Source organism: Planctomycetaceae bacterium, assembly GCA_041398785.1.
Taxonomy (GTDB): Bacteria; Planctomycetota; Planctomycetia; order Planctomycetales; family Planctomycetaceae; genus JAWKUA01.
In genome coordinates, this window is record JAWKUA010000002.1 from 54606 (window position 1) to 75079 (window position 20474).

General features: G+C 59.0%; 16 protein-coding genes. 6 read left to right on the forward strand and 10 right to left on the reverse strand.

The genetic code is table 11. The features are described 5' to 3' along the window. Window positions 1–451 precede the first annotated feature (451 nt). Together R3C19_02405 and R3C19_02410 are read right to left on the reverse strand one after the other, a co-directional pair. Complete coding sequence (locus tag R3C19_02405; GenBank protein ID MEZ6059192.1) at window positions 452–1195, reverse strand: hypothetical protein; 744 nt, start codon at window positions 1193–1195, stop codon at window positions 452–454. Between the two features lie 446 nt (window positions 1196–1641). After that, the gene (locus tag R3C19_02410) at window positions 1642–1929 is read right to left on the reverse strand and encodes a hypothetical protein (protein MEZ6059193.1); all 288 of its coding nucleotides are present in this window, start codon (window positions 1927–1929) and stop codon (window positions 1642–1644) included. Between the two features lie 105 nt (window positions 1930–2034). On the opposite strand from R3C19_02410, the gene bshB1 reads away from it, so the two are divergent. The 5 genes from bshB1 (at window position 2035) to R3C19_02435 (ending at window position 9510) form a co-directional block, all read left to right on the forward strand. After that, window positions 2035–2730: a bacillithiol biosynthesis deacetylase BshB1 gene (bshB1, locus tag R3C19_02415; GenBank protein ID MEZ6059194.1), complete on the forward strand. Its 696-nt coding sequence runs from the start codon at window positions 2035–2037 to the stop codon at window positions 2728–2730. Between the two features lie 206 nt (window positions 2731–2936). Continuing rightward, the gene (locus R3C19_02420) at window positions 2937–4157 is read left to right on the forward strand and encodes a PQQ-dependent sugar dehydrogenase (GenBank protein MEZ6059195.1); all 1221 of its coding nucleotides are present in this window, start codon (window positions 2937–2939) and stop codon (window positions 4155–4157) included. 21 nt (window positions 4158–4178) lie between these two features. Beyond that, complete coding sequence (locus R3C19_02425) at window positions 4179–4868, forward strand: ABC transporter ATP-binding protein (GenBank protein ID MEZ6059196.1); 690 nt, start codon at window positions 4179–4181, stop codon at window positions 4866–4868. Then, window positions 4865–6208: an FtsX-like permease family protein gene (locus R3C19_02430; protein MEZ6059197.1), complete on the forward strand. Its 1344-nt coding sequence runs from the start codon at window positions 4865–4867 to the stop codon at window positions 6206–6208. The genes R3C19_02425 and R3C19_02430 overlap by 4 nt, the downstream gene beginning before the upstream one ends. 323 nt (window positions 6209–6531) lie before the next feature. Continuing rightward, window positions 6532–9510 carry a hypothetical protein gene (locus tag R3C19_02435; GenBank protein MEZ6059198.1) on the forward strand — a complete coding sequence of 993 codons (2979 nt, stop codon included), beginning with the start codon at window positions 6532–6534 and terminating at the stop codon, window positions 9508–9510. A gap of 49 nt (window positions 9511–9559) precedes the next feature. Here R3C19_02435 and sufD read toward each other — a convergent pair whose 3' ends face one another. The 5 genes from sufD to R3C19_02460 all read right to left on the reverse strand — a co-directional run bounded on the left by sufD (window position 9560) and on the right by R3C19_02460 (window position 14659). Then, on the reverse strand, window positions 9560–10894 hold the full coding sequence (sufD, locus tag R3C19_02440) for a Fe-S cluster assembly protein SufD (GenBank protein ID MEZ6059199.1): 1335 nt from the start codon (window positions 10892–10894) through the stop codon (window positions 9560–9562). A gap of 2 nt (window positions 10895–10896) precedes the next feature. Beyond that, a complete protein-coding gene (gene sufB, locus R3C19_02445) occupies window positions 10897–12312 on the reverse strand; it encodes a Fe-S cluster assembly protein SufB (GenBank protein MEZ6059200.1) in 1416 nt (471 codons plus the stop codon). Between the two features lie 81 nt (window positions 12313–12393). Continuing rightward, window positions 12394–13203 carry a Fe-S cluster assembly ATPase SufC gene (gene sufC / locus R3C19_02450; protein ID MEZ6059201.1) on the reverse strand — a complete coding sequence of 270 codons (810 nt, stop codon included), beginning with the start codon at window positions 13201–13203 and terminating at the stop codon, window positions 12394–12396. A 54-nt stretch (window positions 13204–13257) separates the two neighbouring features. Further along, entirely contained in the window at window positions 13258–13794 is a 537-nt protein-coding gene (gene nuoB, locus R3C19_02455; protein ID MEZ6059202.1) for an NADH-quinone oxidoreductase subunit NuoB, read from the reverse strand. Window positions 13795–14026: 232 nt separating this feature from the next. Next, window positions 14027–14659, reverse strand: coding sequence for a MarR family transcriptional regulator (locus tag R3C19_02460; protein MEZ6059203.1), 633 nt, complete (start codon window positions 14657–14659; stop codon window positions 14027–14029). Window positions 14660–15341: 682 nt separating this feature from the next. On the opposite strand from R3C19_02460, the gene fhcD reads away from it, so the two are divergent. Then, complete coding sequence (fhcD, locus tag R3C19_02465) at window positions 15342–16262, forward strand: formylmethanofuran--tetrahydromethanopterin N-formyltransferase (protein ID MEZ6059204.1); 921 nt, start codon at window positions 15342–15344, stop codon at window positions 16260–16262. A gap of 13 nt (window positions 16263–16275) precedes the next feature. Here the strand turns inward: fhcD and R3C19_02470 are convergent, their stop codons facing one another. From R3C19_02470 to R3C19_02480, 3 genes are all read right to left on the reverse strand, one after another. Next, window positions 16276–17244, reverse strand: coding sequence for a ThuA domain-containing protein (locus R3C19_02470; GenBank protein ID MEZ6059205.1), 969 nt, complete (start codon window positions 17242–17244; stop codon window positions 16276–16278). Between the two features lie 102 nt (window positions 17245–17346). Then, window positions 17347–17493, reverse strand: a complete 147-nt coding sequence (locus tag R3C19_02475) for a diacylglycerol kinase family protein (GenBank protein MEZ6059206.1) — start codon at window positions 17491–17493, stop codon at window positions 17347–17349. Window positions 17494–17560: 67 nt separating this feature from the next. After that, a complete protein-coding gene (locus R3C19_02480; GenBank protein MEZ6059207.1) occupies window positions 17561–20332 on the reverse strand; it encodes a c-type cytochrome in 2772 nt (923 codons plus the stop codon). Window positions 20333–20474 lie beyond the last annotated feature (142 nt).

Sequence of the window (20474 nt, forward strand, 5' to 3'; positions counted from 1 at the left end):
CACAACACGTCGTTCATTCGCGGGACACAGGTTCGCGGCCCGCTGCAATCAGTGACTGGACGCCGGTCCAAAAACATCAAATCTGAAAGTCCGGCCACGACGCGTCGTCGCGCGACTTTCGCTTCTCAGACGGTGCGCGATATCGTCGCAGGCGCTGGAAGATCCGGTGAACGAGGATTCCCCACAAGACGGGCAGTACGACGCAGCCGGCGACGAACCAGATGGACACCAATGGCTCTGCCGCGACCGGCTCACCGGGCGCAGTCGGTGGCGTTTGCGACTCGGTCAGGCTGGCGGAGTCAGCAGGCGGTGCTGTATCGAGCGACAACAAGGGATCAACGCTTCAGCGAACATTCCGAAGACGAACGGTGATCGCCGGGTTGTAGGCCACGCGACAGCAAATGAACAGAAGGCCGGACGCTGAATTCTCCGGCAGTCACGCGTTTGGAATTCACGAGGCAATCCGAAGGGACATCTTCCGCATGTCCTGAACGCGGTAAAGTGGTCGGCCGCGTTTGTCCTGCAGACTGACGTCAACCTGACCGCGCACATCCACAGCATCGCCGCTTCGCAGACCCTGCAATTGGTGCGGCTGGACCAGCAGATTCAGATCGCCGTGGTAACGGTCGGATTCGGTCAGACTGTAGGTCACGCTCCACTGACGCGACGCTTCGTCAAACCTGAGAATCCCGCGCAGCCAGCGGTAGTTGTCTTCGTCAAACCCGAACTGCGGCACGATGCGCCGAGTCGAAACGGACGTCACAGTGACTCCGCCAGCTTCGTTCAGCGGCTGGCTGCCTGGATGCAGTTCTGTCGTCGGGCCGAGATCGCTGTCGAACATGTTGCCGTTCGGATTGACTTCCCTGGGATTCGGAACTCCGCCTTCTGAATCATTCCGCTGGTAAAACTGTCCATCGCCGCCGTTCGTGCCGGGAGACGGCTGCCATGTGTCCGTGGCGTCTTCATAGGTGTTCGTTCCGGGGCTGGAAGGTTCGTATGGCGGCGCATTGCTTTCCGGGATGTACAAAGTGCCTGGTGCCGACGGCGCCAGATTCTGCGGCGGCGCGTACATCGGCTGAGCTCCATACGGACCGCGCGGATACATATACGGGTTGTAGCAACCGGCAACCGGCAGCACGCAGGCAGCGATCATCAGAACCACGGCACCCGGCAGGGAGGTTTGACGTGGAGACATGGGTGGCTCCCGTGAAGACGGGGACGATGCGCCCCGCAGGCAGGTACAGGTGACGGGAAATCAGCGTATTCCGAAGCAGACAGCAGTCAGCCGTTCGGATTTCCGGGCTGATTCAGGCGAAACCACGGCCGGCTGGCAGCAGTCAGGCATTCAGACAGGAAGAGGGGGAATGTTCTGCCGTTCCGTTTCATGATTCGGCAGGATCTGCGCGGGATGTACCTGATCCCGAATTCTGTGTCCAGACCGGTTTGACCGTCGTCACGCGCACGTTTGTCGCCGGTCCGGCGTCCGGGCGAACGACCCTTCAGCGCAAGTCGGCGGTGGCGCAGATGGATTCGGCGGTTGGCCGCGATCGCCGTTCGAAACAATCGGCCGTGGCAATTGTCCGGAAGCAGCGGCGGAGTGAGTCTTATCGACCTTGCTGTCCGGCGGCTGCATCGCTGGCTTCAGTCGATGCCGAGGTTGCGTTCGATGTTTCGAGCGTCCTCGGACATCACCAGGTTCTGCCACCAGCGGTCCGGGTCGCGTTCGCGAGGAAGTTCAGCGCGGCCTTCGTCGCCGACGAAACCCCATTCGTCCGGCTGATCGTCCACATCGGCGGGTTCGTCAAATGGACGAGGACGAAACATCCTCATCGTCTGGCTCATCGCGTCGCGGCCCGATTCAAAGACCGCACAACCGGTTGACGCGCTTAGCAAAACTGCAACGATTCCTGTCACATACACGCGTTTCATGGTCGAAATCCGGTTGTCTGGTCTGTCAGTCAGAAGAATGTCTCCGTTCGGACGACAAGTGTCACCCATCGACGAAAGCGCGCCCAGATTGAAGAAGGGGTTCTGATGCCGTCACTGGATGTTCTGGTCGTGGCACCGCATCCGGATGATGCCGAAATCAGCGTAGGCGGCATTATTGCTGTCTCTCGACGGCAGAATCTGCGAGTTGGCGTGCTGGATCTGACCTCCGGCGAGCCGACGCCGCACGGCACCCCGGAACGTCGAGCCCGGGAAACCGCCGAAGCAACTGCGGTGCTGGACCTTTCCTGGCGACGTAACCTGGATCTTCCAAACCGCAGCCTCCAGCCCACCCTGGAAGCTCGCCGCCGCATCGCGGAAGTCTTTCGGGAAACACAGCCTCGCATCATCCTGGCCCCGTATTGGCAGGACGCCCATCCCGACCATGTTGCAGCCAGCAGCCTTTGCGACGAAGCCAGGTTCTGGGCGAAACTCAGCCGCTCCGACCTTGCCGGAGATCCCTTCTGGCCGTCAACGCTGCTGCACTATTTCAGCATCCACCTGCGGATTCACCCGGCCGCGTCTGTCGTCGTCGACATTTCGGGGCAGATCGAAGCCAAGATGCAGGCCGTGACCGCCTACCGCAGCCAGTTGATTGAAGGCCGCCCGGATCAGCATCCAACCGCCATCGACGATATCCGCGACAGAGCTCGTTACTGGGGCTGGACCATCGGCCGAAGCTACGCAGAACCATTGCTGAATCGCGAACAAATCGGCGTCGCGTCGCTTCAAAGTCTGTTGTAGCTGGACAGCACCCGGTTTTCCTCAACGTCAGCTTGTAGCGCCATCGCGACCTGTGCCGTTTGATTTCACATGCGGCCATCACTACGCTCCGCGCTGGTTCTTGAAATTCCTTCCGGGCAGCAACTTTGTCTGCTCACATCGGCGGCGCCGGACGTAGGCACCAGCGTCTGGTGCGAAACTGTACCATCCATTTCGTGGAGACGACTGTGAAGAAAATTGTCGCGATCGCAATTCTGCTTTCAGGATCGGCGTGTGCCGGAAATGAATTTAAGGACGTCAGACAGGAATCTCTCAACGTCAGCACGGAGCGCGCTTTTGAAAATCTGATCTTCGAACGTCCGATCGTCGTGACTCACGCCGGCGATGGTACCAATCGACTGTTTGTCGCCGAACAGGAAGGCACCATCAAAGTCATTCCCGGCGATCAGGATGTCGAGGAAGCAGACGTGTTCCTCAATATCCGAAAGAAGGTCGTCTACAAGGACAACCAGAACGAAGAAGGCCTGCTGGGTTTTGCATTCCATCCGAAATACAGCCAGAACGGCGAGTTCTTCCTGTACTACACAACCACGGACGCGGAACACACCTCCGTGATCTCGCGATTCCGAGTCTCAAAGGATGACCCCAATAAAGCCGACCCTGCCTCCGAAGAAGAAATCATGAGAATCCCGCAGCCGTTCTGGAATCACAACGGCGGCACCATCGTCTTTGGACCTGACGGGTACCTGTACGTGGGTCTCGGCGACGGCGGACTCGCCAACGATCCACAGGGCAACGGACAGAATCTGCTCACGCTGCTCGGTTCCATCCTGCGGATCGATGTTGACCACAAAGCCGATGGCAAAAACTACGCCATCCCCAAAGACAATCCGTTCATCGGAAAGCAGGTGCCCGCCGGACGTCAGGGGGAAACCAGACCTGCGCGACCGGAAATCTATGCCTATGGCCTGCGAAATGTCTGGCGAATGGCGTTCGACCGTGAAACCGGCAGGCTGTGGGCCGGCGATGTGGGACAAAACCTGTGGGAAGAAATCAACATCATCGAAAAGGGCGGCAACTACGGCTGGAATACCAGGGAAGCCACTCACTGGTTCCATCCCGACGGCAATGATGTCAATCGCACCGACCTGATTGATCCGATCTGGGAATACCACCACGATGTTGGCAAGTCCATCACCGGAGGCACCGTCTATCGCGGGCAGCGGGTCCCGGAACTATCGGGAAAGTATGTCTACGCCGACTATGTCACCGGCCGGTTCTGGGCACTGGAATATGATGAAAAGAGCGGGAAGGCAGTTGCCAATTATTCGCTGAAATCGCCGGGTGATCCGCTGCCTGTGATGAGTTTCGGCGAAGATGAAAAAGGTGACGTCTACTTCACAACGCCGTTCGGACAGTTGTACCGGTTCAAGTCGGGCAACGAATGATTCCTCACACCACGGTTCACGATGTCGCTGCTCCTTGAAAATGTCCGCAAGGCCTACCGCGAACCGGACGGCAACCGACTGCCGGTACTGGGTATCGAGCGGTACGAACTGACCCGCGGCGAACAGGCCGCGCTGGTGGGTTCCAGCGGTGGCGGCAAGACAACTCTGCTGAACGTGATCTCCGGGATTCTGCTGCCGGATGCAGGAAAGGTTGTTGTGGACGGCAGAGACATTTCTCGCCTGCCCGAAGTTGTCAGAGATCGCTTTCGGGCGGCGAAGATCGGATTTGTGTTCCAGACTTTTAACCTGCTGCCGGCGTTTTCCGCGCTGGAGAATGTTCTGCTGGGAATGTCTTTTTCCGGCCGCGGCGTCGACAGGGCGTTCGCGGTTTCCCTGCTGGAACGAGTCGGCCTGAAGAATCGTCTGCACCATCTTCCGCAGAGAATGTCCGTCGGCGAACAGCAGCGGGTTTCCGTCGCGCGGGCCATGGCAAACAAGCCCGTCCTGCTGCTGGCAGACGAACCGACCGCGAATGTCGATCCGGCCAATCAGGAACTGATCCTGAATCTGATCCGGGACACCTGCCGCGAAAACAGCGTTTCTCTGCTGATGGTAACGCATGCCATGGAAGTCGCCACCACCTTCGACCGGGTCGACCGCCTGGCCGACTTCAATAAGCCGGAAACGTCAGTTCCGGGAGTCACCGCATGAACCTGCTGACGATTGCCTGGAAAAGTGTGAAGCAAAGAAAGCTGGCGTCGCTGCTGACCGCGCTTAGCGTTGCACTGGGCGTCATGGCGATGGTGATCGTGCTGGTGTTCGCCAGCGCTGTTGACGGCAGCTTCAATCAGCGCGCGATCGGCTGGGACCTGATTATCGGGCCGCAGGGCAGTGAGCAGCAACTTGTGCTCAGCGCCGTGTATCGGATCCAGGGAGCAATCGGCAACCTGCCGTATGCCTACTGGGACGAAATCAAATCCGATCGACGCGTTGTCGCAGCCGTGCCGCTGGCATTCGGCGACGCGACGGAGCAGGGAGCGTTCCCGATTGTCGGCACGACGGGCGAGTATTTTCAGCATGACTACATGCCCGACACTCCCTTTCAGATCCGCGGCAAGCGAATCAACGGCCTGTACGATGCGATCATTGGCTCGGAAGTTGCGCGCGTCAATAACTGGGACGTCGGCACACAGTTTCAGATCCAGCATGGCGGCGGTGACAAGCATATTCACGATGACAAATTCACCGTCGTGGCGGTCATCAGACAGACGGGCACGCCGAATGATCGAACTGTCTTCATCAACCTGGAAGGTTTTCTGGCTCTGGACGGACATTCCAAACCGGTCGACGAGGTCCGTGACCGGATCCAGAAGTTCTATGCCGAAGATCCGACGCGCCGGGATGCGCTGCTCGCGCAACTGGACGACTATCGCGAGCATCTCGCGGAGGACGAAGCTGCCGGAGTCGACCACGGCCATGCTCATCATCACGAAACGCCCGAAGCCATGAAGGAAGTAACGGCGATTCTGGTAAAGATGCGGTCTCAGTTTGATACGGTCAGCTTCAACGCACAAATCAACGACGGATTCCGCGCGATGTCCGTCAACCCCATCATTCCCATCAGGCGGCTGATGGTGAATCTAGTGGGACCGATTCGAAACATTCTGATGGCGCTTACGGCGATGATCATCCTTGTCTCCGGGGTCAGTATCTTCGTGAGCATCTACAACAGCATGTCCGATCGTCGTCGAGAGATCGGCATCATGCGCGCTCTGGGTGCTCGCCGAGGCAGCGTGTTCGGAATCGTGCTGGCGGAATCCGCTGTGTTGTGCGTCTTCGGCGGTGTTGCCGGCTGGCTCGCTGGTCACGGGCTGGCGGTCGTGCTGGCTCCGTATGCCAGCACGCGTACCGGATTGCTGCTAAATCGATGGGCCGTCAATCCCTGGGAAGCCGTGCTGTTTCCGGTGTTGCTGGTGCTGGCGGTGTTGGTTGGCTTTCTGCCAGCGATGACCGCATACCGCACGAATGTCGCCGACGCACTGGGCAGTTGACTTCAGAAAAACCGGCAAAGACTGCCGCGGCGGGGCTCGTGTTGTCGTAAGTGCCTTTACTCAAAGCCGTTACAGCCAGCACCGACCCCCGACACGCTATTGACCATAAGTCGCCCGCGGACCTACACTGCCGCGCGTCGAAATCGGCCGGCAGCGCCGCCGTTTCGCGTCCCTTTCATCCTGCCAAAGACAGCCGTCTGTCGCTCCTGCGTCGGCTGCCAGCGCAAGTTCCCCTCTCCAATCCCTCCGCACGCTCCCGCCGCTTCTCTCAACCGTTCGGTCTTCAAATGCTGTTTGCGTCTCGCGTTCGGCGGTCCGCATGCATGGTGGTCATTTGGCTGGCCATCGTCTGTGGGTTTCTGCGCGCGGAAGATCCTGCAGTACTGCCGGTGCAGACCAACACGCAGTCGCCGGTGCGAATTACCGCTTATGTCGAAGAAGTCTGGGACTGGGGTGATGCAACCGTCCATGCATTTCGCGGCGGTGCGGACCTGGTTCACGGCGAAACAGCCCTGAGCGCTCAGAGCATTGTCGTCGTCGATGACAGCACAGCCGCGGGTCACCGGCTGCTGGTTTATGCCGAAGACAGCAGTTCACGGGCGGTACGATATCAGGACGCCGACGGTGTACAGAATTCCGCGATGCGACTGATCGAACTGCAGTCCCGGCAGGCTCCGGAAACGGTCTCACGGCAGCGTTCGTCCATTCGGCAGCCGAACGAACTGATGCGGCGGGCGCTCGAACGGCTTTATCCCGAGAGATTCCCGAAAACGTCGACGGTCAGCCTGCAGGTTGGGCAGGAACTATTCGTTCCTCCGCAGCAGCCCAGCAGCGGTTTTCAAACGCCCGGCTCGGCAACCCGCCGAATTCAGGTACGACCGCGATCCGCGACACCGCTGCAGTTCCAGACGTTTCCCTCGCGCGACACGATTCCGGAAGAGCAGGTTTACGTGATCACCGGCGGAGTCAATCTGCTGATCGATGATGTCACTCTTGACGTCGAAGGGCAGACGGTTCGGCTGGGAGTCATTGATCTGTCAGCAGACCGCATTGTGATCTGGACGCCGGCTCGCGAAGCCGACGGACTCGAATCAGGCGTGTCCGTGGTTCAGCCCTCCGGCACCCGGTTTCAGGTCTATCTGGAAGGCAACATCCTGATTCGGCAGAACGCGAACACAGTCACTGCTACTCACGCATTCTTTGACGCAACCAGCGACCGGGCACTGCTGCTGAATGCCGAACTGCGTGCCCAGGTACCGGAAACCGGGGCAGAGTTCCGAGTAAAGGCGGAGCGGCTGCGGCAGCTTTCCGCCGATCGCTTTCACGCTCAGAATGCCTGGACGACGACAAGTCCGTATGGAAAACCTGGGTACCGAATTCAGGCGTCCGACATCTTTGTCGAACCCGGCGCTTCGACTCCGTGGACCTGGACGAATCCGACAACCGGTCGTGTCGATGTCGGACAGCCGACCTGGATCACAGCGCTGAACACGAAATTCATGGTGGGTGATGTACCACTGCTGTACCTGCCGAAGGTCAGCGGACCGGCCGAAGATCCCAACATCCCGATTCGACGCGCGGCGGTTCGTCATGACCGCATCTTCGGCTACCAGATCAAGACCGTCTGGAATCTGACAAAGATCCTGGGCTCGAACGCACCACAGGGCATGCAGTGGGATCTGCTGGCTGACTATCTGTCCAGGCGCGGACCGGGAGTCGGCACGGCTGCCCGCTACAACGTGGCCACAATCACTGGCTCCATACTGGGTGACGGCACAATCTACTACCAATACGACGACGGTTTCGACAACCTGGGTCTCGACCGGCGGAAGCTGGCTCCGGCGGACAGGAACCGGGGCGAGATCACGTGGAAGCACCGCCAGCGATTCGCAGACAATGCTTCACTGTTCGGAGAAATCGGATTTCTGTCCGATCGAAACTACCTGGAACAGTATCACGAGATCCGCTTCGATGAAGAAAAGGACGTTGAGACAATCCTTGGAGTGCGAAAGGACAACGGCGCATTCAGCGGAACCGCGTGGCTGCAGCCTTCGCTGTATGACTTCGACACAGTCACGGAATGGCTGCCGCGAGCCGACCTGTACAGCTTTTCGCAGCCCGTCCTGGGCGGACTGGCATATTGGAGTTCCCACTCCAGTGCCGGCTATGCTCACCTGAACCCCGCCACGCCACCCACCGACCTGACCGATCCATTTACGGCGCTGGGCATGCCCTACGTTCGCGACGCCGAGGGAATTGTCGCGATGACGCGCCACCGGATCGACGCGCCGTTCATGCTGGGACCGATCAACATCAATCCATATGTGATGGGCGAAGCCGCTTTCTGGGACGAAGGGCTGACTGCTCAGGACGTTGACCGGTACGTCGTCAACGCCGGCGCAAAGGCTCAGATTTCCGCAACAAAACTGATGCCGTTTGTACGCAGCGATGTCTTCAACCTTAACGGACTGGCTCACAAGACCGAAAACTCCGTCGAATACTCCTTCGTCGATGCGTCGCGGAACCTGTCGGAAATCGCGCAGTACAATCAGATCGACGAAAACGCACAGGAGCGATTTCGGTACCGCTACACGACGCAGATATTTCCCGGACTGATTCCCGCGGAATTCGATCCCCGGTTTTACGCTGTTCGAACCGGTGCAGGGCTGTGGACCAGCGCTCCGTATCATGAACTTGTCGAGGATCAGCAGGTCATCCGGCTTCGGTCGCGCAACCGCCTGCAGACCAAAGTCGGACCGCCCGACAATCCGCGGATTCGTGACTGGATGATCTGGGAGGCCGGACTGTCGTACTTCCTGGACCCGAACCAGAGCAACTTCGGCGAGGACATCGGACTGCTGTATGGCAACTATCGATGGAACGTCAACGACCGCACAAGCCTGCTGACCGATGGAGTGTTCGACCTGTTCGAGAATGCACAGAACTACTGGAACGTAGGTGTCCTGAGCCAGAGAAGTACACGCGGCAGCGCATATGTGTCCTACCGCCACGTGGAGGCGCAGAACTATTTCAGAAGTGAAATCCTGACCGCCAGCTACAGCTATCAAATGAGTCCCAAGTGGGTTTCCACAGCGACCTACGCCTATGATGTGGCCGAATCACGTTCGCGAGGGTCGTCACTGACGCTCAGCCGTGTGGGGCTGGACTTCATTCTGCACTTCGGCCTGGGCTTCGACACGAGCAAGAACAATGTCGGCGTCGCGGTTTCGCTGGAACCGCGATTCGGCCCGCCGTCGCCGACGAATCTGAGCTACCTGCTGGGGCTGCAGGGACCATACTGACGGAACGGCACAGCGTGATTCGGAACGCAGCGATCGCGTTCAACATCGCTCACAGCGCGGTGACAGTTTCAATCCCCAGCTTGCCCTGCACGGTGCGGCTGAGCGTTTCCCGGACGACTTCGATTGGAATGCGGTCATAGATCTGCTGGAAGAAGCCTTCCACGATCATGTGCATCGCTTCCTTCTCGCGGATGCCGCGACTTTCGGCGTAGAAGATCTGTTCTCTGTCGACTCGCCCGGTGGTGGCACCGTGAGTGCATCGCACATCATCGGCCTCGATCTGCAGACCGGGAATGCTGTCGCAGCGGGCATCCCGGCTGAGCATCAGTGCGTCACTGCGCTGGTAGCCGTCAGTTTTCTGTGCCGCCGGATCGACTTTGATCATTCCCCTCCAGATTACGCGGGATTCGTCCCGCAGCACTTCCTTATACAGCAGGTCACTGTGCGTCCCCTGTTGTCGATGGTGCTGCTGTGTGTAATAGCTGATCTTCTGCCGATCGCTGGTGAATGTTACTCCGTTGACTTCCGCACTGGCTGCCCGGCCGTTCAGATTCACGTCCTGGTGGATGTGGCTGAGTCTGCTGCCGAGGCCAACGACGGTCCACTGCAGCGAACCGTTGCTGTCCACGTTGCCAGCCTGGTGAGCGAGATGCCAGGTCTTTTGATTCCAGTTCTGCAGCTGAACATAGCGCAGGTTGGCGTTTTTCCCGACAATCAGTTCCACACATCCGACATGCAGGCCGGCAGTGCTGTCACTGGCCGACGTTGTCTCTTCCAGCAATGTCGCCCGGGAATCGTCCTCCAGAATAACAAGCGTGTGGCTGAACTCCGCGACTCCATTCGTACCGTGAGCGATCAGGCTGTGCAGCGGCAGCAGCAGTTCGACGCCGGCAGGAACGTACAACAGCGTACCACTGGTCCAGAAGGCGGCGTGCCACGCGGAAAAGCGGTCGCAGTCCGGCCGGACGGCCTGCTTCATAAAGTAAGGCTCAAGAAGTTCACGATGCTCCGTCAATAGTGTCTGCAGATCACCAAACAGCACACCGCTGGCCGCGATTTCTTCGGACGCACCGGATCGCACAAATTCACCGTCCATATGAACGATGCTGCCGCCGTACTCAGTCTCATCCGCCAGAAGCGTATTAATTCCGGATTCATCGGCGACAGTCCTGACCGGCCGAAACTTCGACGCATTGAACGTCCGCAGATCCACGCGTTTGAATTCTTCCGGATCCAGTTCCCGTTCCAGCATTTCCTGATAGACGGTGAACGCTTCCCGACGGGCATCCGTGATCCACCCCGCTTCATCGCGCGCCGCCAGAAACTCCTCGAATACTTCGCGGCTGAACCCGACACGGTCGAAATTAACTGCTGCGACTGCCATGACTATCCCACCGACCCTTCCATCTGCAGTTCGATCAGCCGGTTCATTTCCACCGCGTATTCCATGGGAAGTTCCTTGACCAGCGGTTCAATGAAACCGGTCACAATCATGGCACTCGCTTCGGCTTCCGTCAGACCGCGACTCATCAGGTAGAACAACTGCTCCTCCGCGATCTTGCTGACGCTGGCTTCGTGTTCGATGGCCACGTCCTGTTCTTCCACTTCGATGTAGGGATACGTGTCGCTCTTGCTGGCCGGATCCAGAATCAGGGCATCGCAAACCACGTTGCTTTTGCTGTGGTGGGCACCGTCTTCCACTTTCACAAGCCCGCGATAACTGCTGCGGCCGCCGTCCTTGCTGATGCTCTTGCTGATAATGCGGCTGCTGGTATACGGAGCACAATGGACCATTTTCGCTCCGGCGTCCTGGTGCTGATTCCTGCCGGCAAACGCGATTGAAAGTGTCTCACCGCGAGCCCCCGGTTCCATCAGATAGATCGCGGGATACTTCATCGTCAGCTTGCTGCCCAGATTCCCGTCGACCCACTCCATCAGAGAATCGCCGTAGGCCATCGCCCGTTTGGTAACGAGGTTGTAGACGTTGGCGGACCAGTTCTGAATGGTCGTATAGCGGAACCGTCCGCCGCGTTTGACAATGATCTCGACAACGGCACTGTGGAGACTGTCGCTGCTGTAAGTCGGAGCCGTGCAGCCTTCGACGTAGTGAGCCGAAGCGCCTTCATCGACAATGATCAGTGTCCGTTCAAACTGCCCCATGTTCTGGCTGTTGATACGGAAATAGGCCTGCAGCGGAAACTCAATGCTGACGCCCGGCGGCACGTAGATGAATGACCCGCCGGACCAGACCGCGCTGTTCAGTGCGGCGAACTTGTTGTCTTCCGGGGGAATGATCGTCGCGAAGTATTCGCGAAAGATCTCGGGATGGTCGCGCAGTGCGGAGTCAGTGTCGGTAAACAAGACACCCTGTTTCGACAATTCCTCCAGCAGGCTGCCGTACACGACCTCCGATTCGTACTGAGCCTTAACGCCGGCCAGGTACTTCTTTTCAGCTTCCGGAATTCCCAGACGGTCATAAGTCTTGCGAATATCTTCGGGAACGTCATCCCAGCTTCGGCCCTGTTCCCTGGCGGCCTTCATGTAGTAATAGATGTCGTCAAACTTCAGATCACTCATGTCACCGCCCCACGTCGGCATCGGGCGGGATTCGAAGATCTCCAGAGAACGCAGCCGGAATTGGCGCATCCACGCCGGCTCGTTTTTCATCTCGGAAATCTGGCCGACGATTTCTGCATCAAGTCCTTTGCGGCTTTTGAACGCGTAGTTGTCGGTGGAATCGTGAAAGCCGTATTGGTATTCACCAACTCCCACGTCGCCTTTTGATGGTGCGTCAACAGACATGGCGGTGCTCAGTTTCGTCAGGGCGTAGGTTCAGAAGACGGCGGATCGCAGTGAGACGATCTCCGGAGAATGCGTCACCGGTCACACGGCAGCGGCGGCAGTTTTCGCCGTCTCGGCGGCAGCATCCGGATGTCGCTCCCGAACGGTTGCGTAACCGTTGGCATGAAGTTCATGGGCAAGGTCTGCGCCGCCGGTTTCCACAATGCGGCCACCCAGCATGACGTGAGTGAACTTCGGCGGATTAAATTCCAGCAGGCGTTCATGATGCGTAATAATCAACACGCCCATGTCCGGCCCGGACAGCTTGGATAGTCCTTCGCTGACAACCCGCACGGCGTCGCTGTCCAGACCACTGTCGGTTTCATCCAGAATGGCAAACTTCGGTTTCAGCATTGCCATCTGCAGGATTTCCATCCGCTTCTTTTCTCCTCCGGAGAATCCGTCGTTCAGATAGCGGCGGGCGAATTCCCTGTCCATGTTCAGTTCGTCCATGCGGTCGCGAATTTCTTTGCGGAACTCCCGCATGGGAATCAGCCCCTCACCTTCGCGGCGATCCGGATTGCGAACATTGCTGACGGCATGGCGAATGAAGTCAGCCACCTTGACGCCGGGAATCACGACCGGATACTGAAACGCCAGAAACAGCCCCATACGCGCACGTTCGTCGGCGGAGAACTCGGTGATGTTCGTTCCGTCGATTTCGACGGATCCGCCTGTAACCGCGTAGTTCGGATGTCCCGCCAGAGCGTAGGCCAGAGTGCTCTTGCCGGACCCGTTGGGCCCCATCAGCGCGTGAATTTCTCCGGGCCGGATTTCCATGTTCACGCCCTTCAGAATCGGCGTGTCAGCCACGGAAACATGCAGATCAGTGATTTTGAGCAGGCTGCTCATACAAACCGGTTCCCTTCCATCAGACTTGTCACAACGACCGTTGGCGCTTGCGAATCAGACGTTCAGCGCCGAGTAGCCCGTGTGATGTGGTACGGGCAACTGAGTTTCCCCGCGAGTCACCCTGCGGGCCTTGATCTTGTCCTGAATTCTCATCAGGCCTTCCAGCAGTGCTTCCGGCCGCGGAGGACATCCGGGGACGTAAACATCAACAGGAACCACCAGATCGACTCCCTTCACGACGTGATACCCGTACTTGAAATACGGCCCGCCGCCGACGGTGCAGGCTCCCATAGCAATCACGTACTTGGGATCCGGCATCTGTTCGTACAAACGTCGGACGCGACTGGCCATTTTGAATGTCACTGTTCCGGCGACGATCATCAGGTCGGCCTGACGAGGCGTCGCACGGAACGCACCGGCACCGAATCGATCGATGTCGTATTTACTGGCCCCTGTCGCCATCATTTCAATGGCACAGCACGCGAGCCCGAACGTCATTGGCCAAATGCTGGACTGCTGGCCCCAGTTCATGGCCTGCTCAATCGTTGTGGTAATGACGTTTTCTTCGAATCGTCCTTCAACCCATGTCATGCCGTTGGATCCTTGAGCGGAATGCGAATTCTGCGAAACCGGGCGGAACGCGCGAACCCAGTGACGAAAAGGCTGGCAGACGTCGCTGTCGCAGAAAAAATCGAACCGCAAACTCTATCAACACAACAACTTGTTTCAATCTTACCGCCCCGGTTCCGGTCGCTGGGGATCGCGGCCCGGAAGACGGGAAAGTCTCGTTCGACGTCAGCACGACGCCACTCCGTCAACCGCACTACACGGCCTCCGTCTGCACCTCGAACTCACAACAGTGATGGCCGTCACGGCACCGATGTTTGAATCGCACCGGAGCCCCCAGGACCTGTTCCAGCACCTGCCTCTCCACCTGGCAGATGGCCTCATCCACATCCGCCAGCAAAGGAAATGGGCAGTTGGTTTCCCGAAGGATGGGCAGAGATGTCGAATGGTCACTCTCCACGTTGAAACCGCTGGATTTCATCTCACCCGCAAGCTCGTCCAGGCGAACATCGATGGATTCTGTGTCTGTTAAACGCCGCCGAAACCGGTCGGCGAGCCTGTCTCTGACTTCTGAAAACAGCTGCTGCCGAATGGCTGAATCGTCGATTCCCGCAATCGTCTTCCACAGGACAACCGCAAGCTCCCGGTAGTCTTCACCCAGCGAATGCAGGCCCTTCGCCGTGACCTGATAGATATTTCTGGGGCGCCCGCGACGCTGTGACTGAACTCCGGATTCCAGAAGCCCGCTGCTTTCCAGCCGGGAAATTCGCTGGCGAATCGCTGTCCGTGTCACGCCCAGAACATCGCACAATTGCTGGACGTCCGCCTCACCATTGCGATGCAGCGTCTCCAGGATTGTGCGATCTCGCATGTCGAGCGACGGAACCATGACGCACCTGCCAAACGGACGTGTCCTCTGGAATTCACAACACCAGCGGTCGCCAACGCATGAATTCGACCGGAATCATACGGGGACAGACAATTTTGGCAAATCACAATGCCAAATATGTCCAAAAGTGAGACACCGACTCCAGCAAGGCGGAAACCGGCTGGCCCATACCAACACAACAGGCACCGACCGGTTCAAACCGACGGGCGGCGATTCCGCCAATGTACCGGAATTTCGTCCGGCGACACGGCGCACGGCGTGGAACCTGGGAATGCAGCGCCGTCGTTGCTCGACGCGAGCCGGAAGGAAAGCCATGCAGTGTTGCTTCGCGCGGCCGCATTGGCCGACATCTGGATTCAGAGCGGAACGCGTCCAACGTGAGTTATCGCGCTGTTCGCAGCGCATGTGCTCCTCCGCACGCCGAGCATTCGCACAACGATGGTTGTCGTCGACGTCACCTGCACACTTGCGATCCGGCGACCAATCTGCGAAATGATCCCTTCGCGGAAATCTCACAGATTGCAGGACTGCTCCCCTGGCACCAACTCCGTTGCTCACGTGGCGGCCTCATGGCAGGGAAAATCCCAGACTTGCTCCCGAAAACCCGGGTTCTGCGTGACCAAACGGAACCAACTCCTTCTTCCTTCTGAAAAGAAATAGCGTCGCAGGGAGACTTCGCGGCATGAGCGTTTCGGAACCCAGCACTGCAGCAACCTTGGACGCGGCACCTGTGATCGATGACACGTTTGCGGAAGCCTTCCCAATGACGGCCACGCGACTGGTCATCACGGCCGTCGATCACGAACTTGCTGCAACTGCCGCCCGGGAATTCTGCGGGAACGCGTCGAGCGTGATTGGTTGCGATGCCGAAGCGGGCATTGAGTGTCCGGTCGGGCCGGACGAAACACCCGATGGTCGCCCGGGAGTCAGCGTGCTGGCGTTCGCCTTCAATCGCAAGTCGCTGGAAAAAGCCGTTACCGCCCGTGTCGGTCAAAACGTGCTCACGTGTCCGACAACCGCCTGCTTTTCGGGACTTGTCGGTGAATCGAAGGAAGAACGCATCAAGGTCGGTGCCAATCTGCGATTCTTTGGTGACGGTTTCCAGATCTCCAAGAGACTCGGCGATCGGCGCTATTGGCGAATTCCGGTGATGGACGGTGAGTTCCTGTGTGATGACGTCTTCGGCACAGTGAAGGGCATTGGCGGAGGCAACCTGATCGTCTGCGGAAGGTCGCCTGCAGGAACACTGGCCGCGATGCGATCGGCCGTCAGCGACATCGCCGCGATTCCGGATGTCATTCTGCCGTTTCCGGCGGGAATCGTCCGCAGTGGGTCCAAGGTCGGGTCGAAATACGCCGCGCTGCGGGCCAGCACGAACCATGCGTTCTGCCCGACACTTCGCGGGCAGGTGGAGTCCGGACTGGCGGATGACGAGGCCGTCGTTTACGAACTCGTCATCGACGGACTTTCGGAAAGCGCTGTCGCCGCCGCCATGAAAACCGGACTGCAGCGTCTGTCGTCCTGTCCCGACATCGTGCGCGTGACCGCCGGGAATTACGGCGGAAAACTCGGGCCGCACCACTTTCATCTGCACCGGCTATAGCACAAATCGGAGACTACTTCTCAAACGTCCGGCTGCTGTTCCTGTCCGACGTCGGGAAGTCAGCCGGAATCGGTATCGTGACCTTTCCGGTCGCCGCCCATTCGGTACCGCGCAGCAGCGTCGTGATGAAGCCGACATCTTGCATCGAATAGTCGGCGTGTCCCATCGGCGTGTGGAAGACTCGTCCTCTGCCGAAGGTCACGGTCAGCATCATGGGTTCATGCCGGCCGGTACCGCCTTTTTCAGGATCACTGTAGGCTGTTGCCAGCAGATTCATGTTCGCAGCGGGGCCTCGCAGGGAGTCATAGAGTTCGTCCTTTGCGTGCAGCCATTCCGCAGGCATGCCCTTCGTGACGGGATGCTGACGATCGCGGACGACGATCGCAAACTCATGCTGGACTCCGTGATGCCCGCCGTTTCCGGCAGACGTATCCCGAATGAGATCACCGCGGTCATTTGTGTAGATATAAGGGCCGTCCTTTTCCGTTCTTCCGCCCCAGCCGCCGAGGCCGATCATCCGGTTGTACGCGGGCCAGTCGGGAAACGCGTTGTCTGCCGCATGGACGACAACGAATCCGCCGCCGTCACCGACAAATGTTTCGAAGGCTTCCTGTGTCGACTTTGGCCAGGCCGCCGCGCTATGGCCGAAGTTGGAAATCACGACGTCGTACTTCGAAAAGTCGGGGCGGTAGTCGGGGTCCGTCTGAGGTTTCTCTGTTGATGTGCCTGTCACGCCCTCCAGTGGATACTGTTCAACCAGGTCACCGCCGTTCCAGGTATACGCCGTACGAGCCACGTCAACGGTGAACAGCCCTGTTTGCTCAAGATACCGCTTCATCATGAACGTGGTCTTTGGCCACATGTCGTGATTGTTCTGTCCGTCGACGATCAGGGCTCTGATCGGATCGGCGGCGGTCGCGCACGGCATCGCGGTCGCAGTTATTGCGAATGTCAGAAACGTCAGAATTGTTTGCAGTTTCATGATTGCCTCCGAAGCAGATGAAGGAAACGAATGAAGAAAAACAGGACGGTCAACAGTACTGAATGAAGCATTCGCTGGCAAAGGGCCGGTCGAGTACCGCCTTCACTGGAAATACGGCACAAGCACGATCGCTCCGACAATGGCTGCCGTGACCGACGCCAGCAGGACGGCTCCGGCAGCAATATCCTTGGCTCTTCCCGCCAGAGTGTGGTGCTCGGGCGAAATCAAGAGCAGTCGATGAAGTCTCATGTTGAGCACACCCAACAGGACCTGAATGCACCGCCAACGGCCAGGCTTCCGTGCAATCTTTGCCGAGTTATTCCGACTTCAGAAACTCCAGCAGGTCTGCCATCTGCTGCACGGACACATCTTTCTCAATGCCTTCCGGCATCAAAGACTTGTTGGTTGCCTGAAGCTCATCGATGTCGCTCCGCAGAATTGTCTGTTCGCGGCCTTCCGGCTGACGCAGGACGATGGCCGATTCGGTGTCACCGACCAGCAGGCCGCTGAATGTCAGGCCGTCGGATGTCACAACGACGTACTCACTGAACTGCGGGTCGACGCGGCGGTTGGGATCCAGAATGTCGTACAGCAGGGCGTCGCGAGTCCGGTTTCGAGTGTCGCTGATGTCCGGGCCGACGTTGCTTCCGCGTCCGTTGATGCGATGGCACTTGATGCAGGTTTTCTCGAACACAGCGGCGCCTCGCTCGGCGGACGCGTCCATTGTCAGCGCGGTGGAGTATTCCTCGGCAACGGCCTTCCGATTGGCGGAAACGACGTCGCCGAAGACTTCAACGGCCAGCCGACGAATCGTGTCATCCCGATGCTGAAGCAACTGGACTCGCCGGTCGATATCGATGAATGATGACGAGATCGTTCCGGCGGCCATCGCTTTCAGCAAATCCAGCGTGGAATCGGTCCGCGCCATCAGCAGCGACAGCGCTTCCGACTTCACGGCCGGACCAGGCCCGTTCCAGTTCTCCAGCAGGACCGCGGCCGTTTCGGAGCTGAATCTTTCACGTGCCGCCTGGACGGCTGCGAGCTGAACGGCGGTCGGTTCGCCGGGCTGCAGAAGCTTTTTCAGCGCGGACGTCAGGACGTCGGGCGACTGGCTGGACAGCAGTGCGATCGCGGCAATGCGGTCACTCGCTGAACGCTGCCGGTCGGTCGCACATTCCGCCGCGGCATCGAGTGTAGCCAGGATATCCGGAACTGCGGCCGCTGCGCCATCCGGAGGATTCTCCAGCAATTTTGCCAGCGACTTCGCTGTCGCGTCGCCACGATTGCGAGGCAGCCCGCGGGCGAGCCCGGTCAGGATGGCAGTTCGTGCGGAAAGCTGGTCTTCGCTGCAGGATGCGGCAGCGTTCAGCGTTGTAGCAAGTTCGCCTGCATCGCCTCGCTGACCGACGACCGATGCCAGGTCGTGCAACAGTCCCGTACGATGGTCTTCCGGATCGGTCGGCGTAGTCTGTGGCGAACCCGATGATGCTGCAGGACCATTGTGCGAATCGCCGCTGACGAGAAACGCGATCAGTTCACCCGAACAGTCCTTCGCGGCGAGCAGCACTGATTGCCGCAGCCAGTGGTCCATTGGTTTCGAGACGATGGCTTTCAGCGCGTCGACAACTTCGGGCGTAACAGGTCCGCAGCATGCCAGGGCGGCCGCGTAACGAACAGCGGCGTTGTCGCTGGCAGCCCGGTCCAGCAGCGTGTCTGTAAGATGGGACTCCGATCCCATCGCATTCTTCTGCTCAGAATCTGTCACGCGGCCGGAATCTCGCCGCACGTCAGTCGGAACGATCCGCCAGATGCGGCCCTTGTCCTCGCCGGCTCGCCAGTCGATTCGAGCCGCGATGTCCGGGGGCAGGAACTTCGGGTGCTCGACCCACATGCGGTACATGTCGGCCACGTAGAGTGCTCCGTCGGGGCCGGTGCGCAGGCTGCCTGGCCGGAACCACGTATCCGTCGACGCCAGAAAATCGGCGTCGGGGCGAGCTCGGCGTGCGGTCAGAGCCGGGCTGTTCGGGATCGGTTCAATGATCGATCGCGTGACCAGATGCCCGACCGGTTCGCAGACGAACACGCTCCGCTGGAATTCGTCGTCCCAGAGCTCGCCGACGTAAGCAGTGACTCCGCAGGCCGATGTGTGGGTTCCCGCGTGAGACAAATAGTTGCTTTTCATCGCCACCAGCGGAAACACCTTCGTGTCGCCTCCCGACGGACCGACGTCAGTGTGCAGTGTGCCGATCGTGACATACGGATTCGATTTCGCGGCGGCCTGAGGAATCATCTCCATCATGATCGGATTGCGGTTCGTGCAGAAGAAGCGGTGACCGAAACGATCGACCGTGTTGCCGAACTGACCCAACCCGCTGACCGTTTCGAATTCCATCGTCGCCGGATTGAACTTCATGTCCTGGCGAGGCATCTTCACCGGTTCATCCGTTTCGAACCCCGGCCGGCGGCAGCGCACGTTTCCCGGAGCGTACGTGAGATAGATCCAGTTGTCGGATCCCCTCACGGGACAGCCGATCTGCATCTGCGGATGAGCGGGTTCGAAGCCGTCGAACCAGACTTCGCGCACGTCAGCCACGTTGTCGCCGTCGGTGTCCTTCAGAAACAGGATTTCCGTTTGTGCTCCCGCCAGAATCCCGTCCATCAGCGGCATGAAGCTGTGACAGAACTGCAACTTGTCGGCGAAGACGATGCGCTTGTCCATGCGGCCATCGCCGTCCGTGTCGTCCAGCATCACAATCTGCGAAAGCGGTTCGGCGCCTTCGATGGCGTTGCCGTCTTCATCGACCGGCCCGATCGGATAGTCGCCGTATTCGGCCACGAACATCCTTCCCCGCGGATCAAATTCGATCCAGACAGGATCCTTCACCAGCGGTTCGGCGGCGACGAGTTCGATGCGCGAACCCGGTTCGATCTGAAAGCAGGCCAGCGATTCTTCGGGCGACTTCGGCGGGTCCGGCTGCTGGTCAATCCAGTGCCGTCCGCCGCGTTCGGCGTTAACGGCATTCAGCAGGTCGGATGCGTCAGATTGCGGCAAAAGGCAGGCAAGCAGGAAAACAAGCGTCTGGATCATTGTCGGAACCGTTTCGCCAGGTCGTGAGATGTCGCCGGACTCAATCCTCTGGTTCTCGGAAGGCTGTCAGCATTCGGCGTCGCCCCACGGCTCTTCCTTCATAAACCCGAAACGTGGCACCGTACACTTCAACGGCCCGCGC

What these genes read in the sequence shown, in the direction of transcription:
- R3C19_02475 (MEZ6059206.1), bottom strand. Translation starts at nt 17,493, where the DNA reads ATGAGACTTCATCGACTGCTCTTGATTTCGCCCGAGCACCACACTCTG.
- R3C19_02410 (MEZ6059193.1), bottom strand. Translation starts at nt 1,929, where the DNA reads ATGAAACGCGTGTATGTGACAGGAATCGTTGCAGTTTTGCTAAGCGCG.
- R3C19_02470 (MEZ6059205.1), bottom strand. Translation starts at nt 17,244, where the DNA reads ATGAAACTGCAAACAATTCTGACGTTTCTGACATTCGCAATAACTGCG.
- fhcD (MEZ6059204.1), top strand. Translation starts at nt 15,342, where the DNA reads ATGAGCGTTTCGGAACCCAGCACTGCAGCAACCTTGGACGCGGCACCT.
- R3C19_02425 (MEZ6059196.1), top strand. Translation starts at nt 4,179, where the DNA reads ATGTCGCTGCTCCTTGAAAATGTCCGCAAGGCCTACCGCGAACCGGAC.
- R3C19_02435 (MEZ6059198.1), top strand. Translation starts at nt 6,532, where the DNA reads ATGGTGGTCATTTGGCTGGCCATCGTCTGTGGGTTTCTGCGCGCGGAA.
- sufB (MEZ6059200.1), bottom strand. Translation starts at nt 12,312, where the DNA reads ATGTCTGTTGACGCACCATCAAAAGGCGACGTGGGAGTTGGTGAATAC.
- R3C19_02480 (MEZ6059207.1), bottom strand. Translation starts at nt 20,332, where the DNA reads ATGATCCAGACGCTTGTTTTCCTGCTTGCCTGCCTTTTGCCGCAATCT.
- sufC (MEZ6059201.1), bottom strand. Translation starts at nt 13,203, where the DNA reads ATGAGCAGCCTGCTCAAAATCACTGATCTGCATGTTTCCGTGGCTGAC.
- sufD (MEZ6059199.1), bottom strand. Translation starts at nt 10,894, where the DNA reads ATGGCAGTCGCAGCAGTTAATTTCGACCGTGTCGGGTTCAGCCGCGAA.
- R3C19_02460 (MEZ6059203.1), bottom strand. Translation starts at nt 14,659, where the DNA reads ATGGTTCCGTCGCTCGACATGCGAGATCGCACAATCCTGGAGACGCTG.
- nuoB (MEZ6059202.1), bottom strand. Translation starts at nt 13,794, where the DNA reads ATGACATGGGTTGAAGGACGATTCGAAGAAAACGTCATTACCACAACG.
- bshB1 (MEZ6059194.1), top strand. Translation starts at nt 2,035, where the DNA reads ATGCCGTCACTGGATGTTCTGGTCGTGGCACCGCATCCGGATGATGCC.
- R3C19_02405 (MEZ6059192.1), bottom strand. Translation starts at nt 1,195, where the DNA reads ATGTCTCCACGTCAAACCTCCCTGCCGGGTGCCGTGGTTCTGATGATC.
- R3C19_02430 (MEZ6059197.1), top strand. Translation starts at nt 4,865, where the DNA reads ATGAACCTGCTGACGATTGCCTGGAAAAGTGTGAAGCAAAGAAAGCTG.